The organism is Longimicrobium sp. (assembly GCF_036554565.1).
Lineage (GTDB): Bacteria > Gemmatimonadota > Gemmatimonadetes > Longimicrobiales > Longimicrobiaceae > Longimicrobium.
Map to the genome: position 1 here is coordinate 1 of NZ_DATBNB010000810.1, position 3,657 is coordinate 3,657.

Genomic DNA, 3,657 nt, shown 5'->3' on the forward strand with positions numbered 1-3,657 from the left:
GCGGCGTTGGGACCATGCGCGGCGTGTGTGGCGGATCCCTCAGTCGCTGCCGTCTTTGGCGCGTGGGCGGGTGCCGAGTGGCCGCTTCTTCGGGATGACATCCCGTGTTACCATGGCGTTCACGTACGCCCCGGTGTCAGGGGCGTGCGCGGGTGCCCATCTGCAGGACGTGCTTGCGGAAGGCCTGGTATTCGGGGGTGTCGTCCTTTAGGCGCGCCTGGTCCACGTTCAGCGTGCGGATCATGGTGCGCGCGTTCCGGACCCGCTCCTGGCTGGTGGGGTGGCTGGCGAACCAGGTGTCGAGCAGACCGGGCTCGCTCGCCTGCTGCTTGAGCAGGTCCTCGAAGAAGGTGGCCACGCCTTCCGGATCGTAGCCCGCCGCGGGCAGCGTCTGCACCGCCCGCATGTCGGCCTCGCGCTCCGCCTCGCGGCCGTACTTGGCGAAGAGCGCCGAGCCGCCCGCCTGGATGGCCACCTGCTCCACCACACCCGGCTCGCGCCCCAGCAGCACGTAGACGAGCGTCACCAGCGTCCCCGCGCCGCGCTGCTTCTTCATCTGCTCGATGCCGTGCCGCTCCGTCACGTGCGCGATCTCGTGCCCCAGCACGCCCGCGAACTCCGAGTGCTGGTCGGCCGTCTCGATGAGCCCGCGGTTGACGAAGATGTGGCCGCCCGGGATGGCGAAGGCGTTCACCTCCGGCGAATCCACCAGGTAGAAGGTGTACTCGCGCCCGGTGGAGTCGGCGCGCGCGACCAGCTCGTCGCCCATCCGGTTGAGGGTGGCGACGGCCGCGGGATCGTTGATCAGCGGCACCTCGGCCTTTACCTGGGCCGCGTACTCGGCGCCGAGCTGCGCTTCTTCGTCCAGGCCCACGTCTCCGCCGCAGGCAGCGAGCGCCAGGAGCAGGGCGGCGCCGACAAGCCGGCCGGGCCGCGCGAGCGTGCGAGATGGTGCGCGAGTCACGATTCGTCCCCCATGTGCGATCAGTCGTTCGCCGACAACGCGTTGACCGGGCCGCACTTCACGATGCGCGCCAGCAGGGGCCCAAACGGCGCGTGGGCCGGAGAATCGTCTCCCGCCCACGCCTGACCGCATCACTTCGCCCGCCCGACGTCACGGGCTCTCCTGGTGCCACTGGTTCGCGGCCGCCCACAGCGCGCGGAGCCGATCGCGGTCGCTGCTGGCGACGGCGTCGCGGGTGGCCGAGAGATGCGCGGCCATCGAGGCGAGGGCGGTGCTTACCTCGTCGGCGTTGTCCACCAGGATGTCGGCCCACATCTCGGGCGAGCTGCCGGCAAGGCGCGTGACGTCGCGGCCTCCAGGCCCGAGGTCGGATCGCGCGATGCCCGCTTCCGCCAGCGCGCGTGCCAGCGCGGTCGAGGCGGCCTGGGGGAGGTGGCTGGCCCACGCGAGGCGGCGGTCGTGATCGGCCGCGTCCATCACCTCCGGCACGGCGCCGACCACGGTCCACAGCTCGCGCGCGAGTTCCAGCGCATCGGACTCGGTGGATCGGGTCGGCGACAGGTACACGGGGGCGCCCTCGAACAGGCCGGTGCGCGAAGCATCCCATCCGCTGCGGTGGTCGCCGGCCAGCGGGTGCGATCCCACGAAACGATCGCCGATCCCCATCTGCTCGGCGGTGTCCACAATCGACCGCTTGGTGCTTCCCACGTCGGTGACCAGCCGCACGCCCTCCATCCTGCCCGCCAGTTCCCGCAGCAGCTGGCGCGCGGCGACGACGGGAACCGCGAGCACGACCACGTCCAACGGCTCGTTCCACGTCAGCGGCTGGGCGATCCCCTGCGCCGCCGCCGCCCGCACCGCCGCCTCGTCACGGTCACCGGCGAACACGTGGACGCCCTTCGCCGCCAGGTCGCGGGCCAGCGAGCCGCCGATCAGGCCCAGGCCGAGGATGGCGGCGGACTCGATCATTCCTGCTCCAGCTGCACTCGGCGGCTGAGGCCCACCAGGTGCCAGAAGATGTAGCGCACGTCGTCTTCCGCCAGGCCGGCCTCGCGCGCCAGCGCGCCCGCGCGACGCACGATGGCGGCTTCGCGGGGCGGATCCAGCGTGGGCATCCCCAGCTCACGCTTCAGCGGGCCCACCTGCCGCGCCAGCTCCACCCGCTGCGCGATCAGCCCCACGATGGCGCGGTCCACCTCCACGATCTCGTCGCGAAGCCGGTCCAGCTCGGCCCTGGGCGACCAGTCGGCTTCCGTGGACGCGCTCATGCCGCCTCCACCCGCAGGCCGGTGCGCGGACCGGCCACGGTGCGGCCCGCGGCCTCGGCGAAGGGGCGAATCTGCCGCATCAGCTTCTCGAAGTTCTGCAGCGTCAGCGACTGGTCGCCGTCGGACAGGGCCGTCTCGGGCGACGGGTGCACCTCCACGACCAGCCCGTCTGCCCCCGCGGCGATGGCGGCAAAGGAGAGCGGCGCCACCAGGTCGGCGCGGCCGCCGGCGTGGCTGGGGTCCACCATCACCGGCAGGTGCGTCTCGGCCTTGAGCACGGGAATGGCCGCGATGTCGAGCGTGTTGCGCGTGGCCGTTTCGTAGGTGCGGATGCCGCGCTCGCACAGGATGACGTCGCGGTTGCCCTGCGCCATCACGTACTCGGCCGCCATCAGGAACTCCTTGATCGTGGCGCTCATCCCGCGCTTGAGCAGCACCGGGCGCTGCACCCGGCCCACCTCGGAAAGCAGCGAGAAGTTCTGCATGTTGCGCGCGCCGATCTGCAGCACGTCCGCGTATTCCGCCACCAGCTCCACCTGCCGCGTGTCCATCACCTCGGTGACGATGGGCAGCCCCGTCTCGGCGCGCACCTCGGCCAGCATCTTCAGCCCCGCCTCGCCCAGCCCCTGGAAGGCGTACGGCGACGAGCGCGGCTTGAAGGCACCGCCGCGCAGCATCCCCGCTCCCGAAGCCGCCACGGACCGCGCCGTTTCGCGCAGCATGTCGCGCCCTTCCACCGAGCACGGGCCCGCGATGATGGCCAGCGCGCGCCCGCCCACCTCGGCCGCGTCGCCCACGCGCACGATGGAGGGCCCGGCGGAGAACTCGTGCGAGGCCAGCTTGTACGGCTTGAGCACGGGGTGCACCGATTCCACGCCGGCGATGCTGAGGAGCGCAGCCTCGTGAAGCAGCGACTCGTCGCCGATGCAGCCGATGATGGTGCGGTGCTCGCCGCGCGAAAGGTGCGTGCGCATGCCGAGGGTTTCGACGCGCTCGCGGATGTGGTCCAGCTCGGCGTCGGAAACGTTCGGACGGGTGACGATGATCATCGGTCGTTCTCCTGCGTTGTGTGGCGGATGCGGGCAAACAAAAAGGCTCCCCGAGAGCTGGGAGCCTTTGGATGCCTGTTGGCGAGCTGATCCTACGCGCGCGCGGCCGGCCCCGGACTCCCGTCGGGAAACCCGTAATAGCCGTAGCCGCGGTACCAGGTGCGCGCGCAGATGCTCATAGGATCAAGGGTAATATGACGACCGCTGGAGCACAAGCGCCCAGCCACAATCATTTATCGCCACAATACAAACAGGCGGACAAATCCCCGCCGGGCCCCTCCAGAACGTGCGAGATCACCCGGGCGACCCATAATCCCATTCACGACAAATCTACCACGGTACAACTTGCCGATCGCTCTTGGAATTCTGACGAGCA

4 protein-coding genes are annotated in these 3,657 nt (G+C 70.5%); all 4 read right to left on the minus strand.

The genetic code is table 11. The annotated features are described in order from the left end of the window. Positions 1-136: 136 nt before the first annotated feature. On the minus strand, positions 137-964 hold the full coding sequence (locus VIB55_RS22925; protein ID WP_331879003.1) for a M48 family metallopeptidase: 828 nt from the start codon (positions 962-964) through the stop codon (positions 137-139). A gap of 150 nt (positions 965-1,114) precedes the next feature. Then, on the minus strand, positions 1,115-1,933 hold the full coding sequence (locus VIB55_RS22930; RefSeq protein WP_331879004.1) for a prephenate dehydrogenase: 819 nt from the start codon (positions 1,931-1,933) through the stop codon (positions 1,115-1,117). Further along, the gene (locus VIB55_RS22935; RefSeq protein ID WP_331879005.1) at positions 1,930-2,232 is read right to left on the minus strand and encodes a chorismate mutase; all 303 of its coding nucleotides are present in this window, start codon (positions 2,230-2,232) and stop codon (positions 1,930-1,932) included. Before VIB55_RS22935 ends, VIB55_RS22930 begins: the two co-directional genes overlap by 4 nt. Continuing rightward, positions 2,229-3,281 carry a 3-deoxy-7-phosphoheptulonate synthase gene (aroF, locus tag VIB55_RS22940; RefSeq protein WP_331879006.1) on the minus strand — a complete coding sequence of 351 codons (1,053 nt, stop codon included), beginning with the start codon at positions 3,279-3,281 and terminating at the stop codon, positions 2,229-2,231. The genes VIB55_RS22935 and aroF overlap by 4 nt, the downstream gene beginning before the upstream one ends. Positions 3,282-3,657: the final 376 nt, after the last annotated feature.

What these genes read in the sequence shown, in the direction of transcription:
- VIB55_RS22930 (WP_331879004.1), bottom strand. Translation starts at nt 1,933, where the DNA reads ATGATCGAGTCCGCCGCCATCCTCGGCCTGGGCCTGATCGGCGGCTCG.
- VIB55_RS22935 (WP_331879005.1), bottom strand. Translation starts at nt 2,232, where the DNA reads ATGAGCGCGTCCACGGAAGCCGACTGGTCGCCCAGGGCCGAGCTGGAC.
- aroF (WP_331879006.1), bottom strand. Translation starts at nt 3,281, where the DNA reads ATGATCATCGTCACCCGTCCGAACGTTTCCGACGCCGAGCTGGACCAC.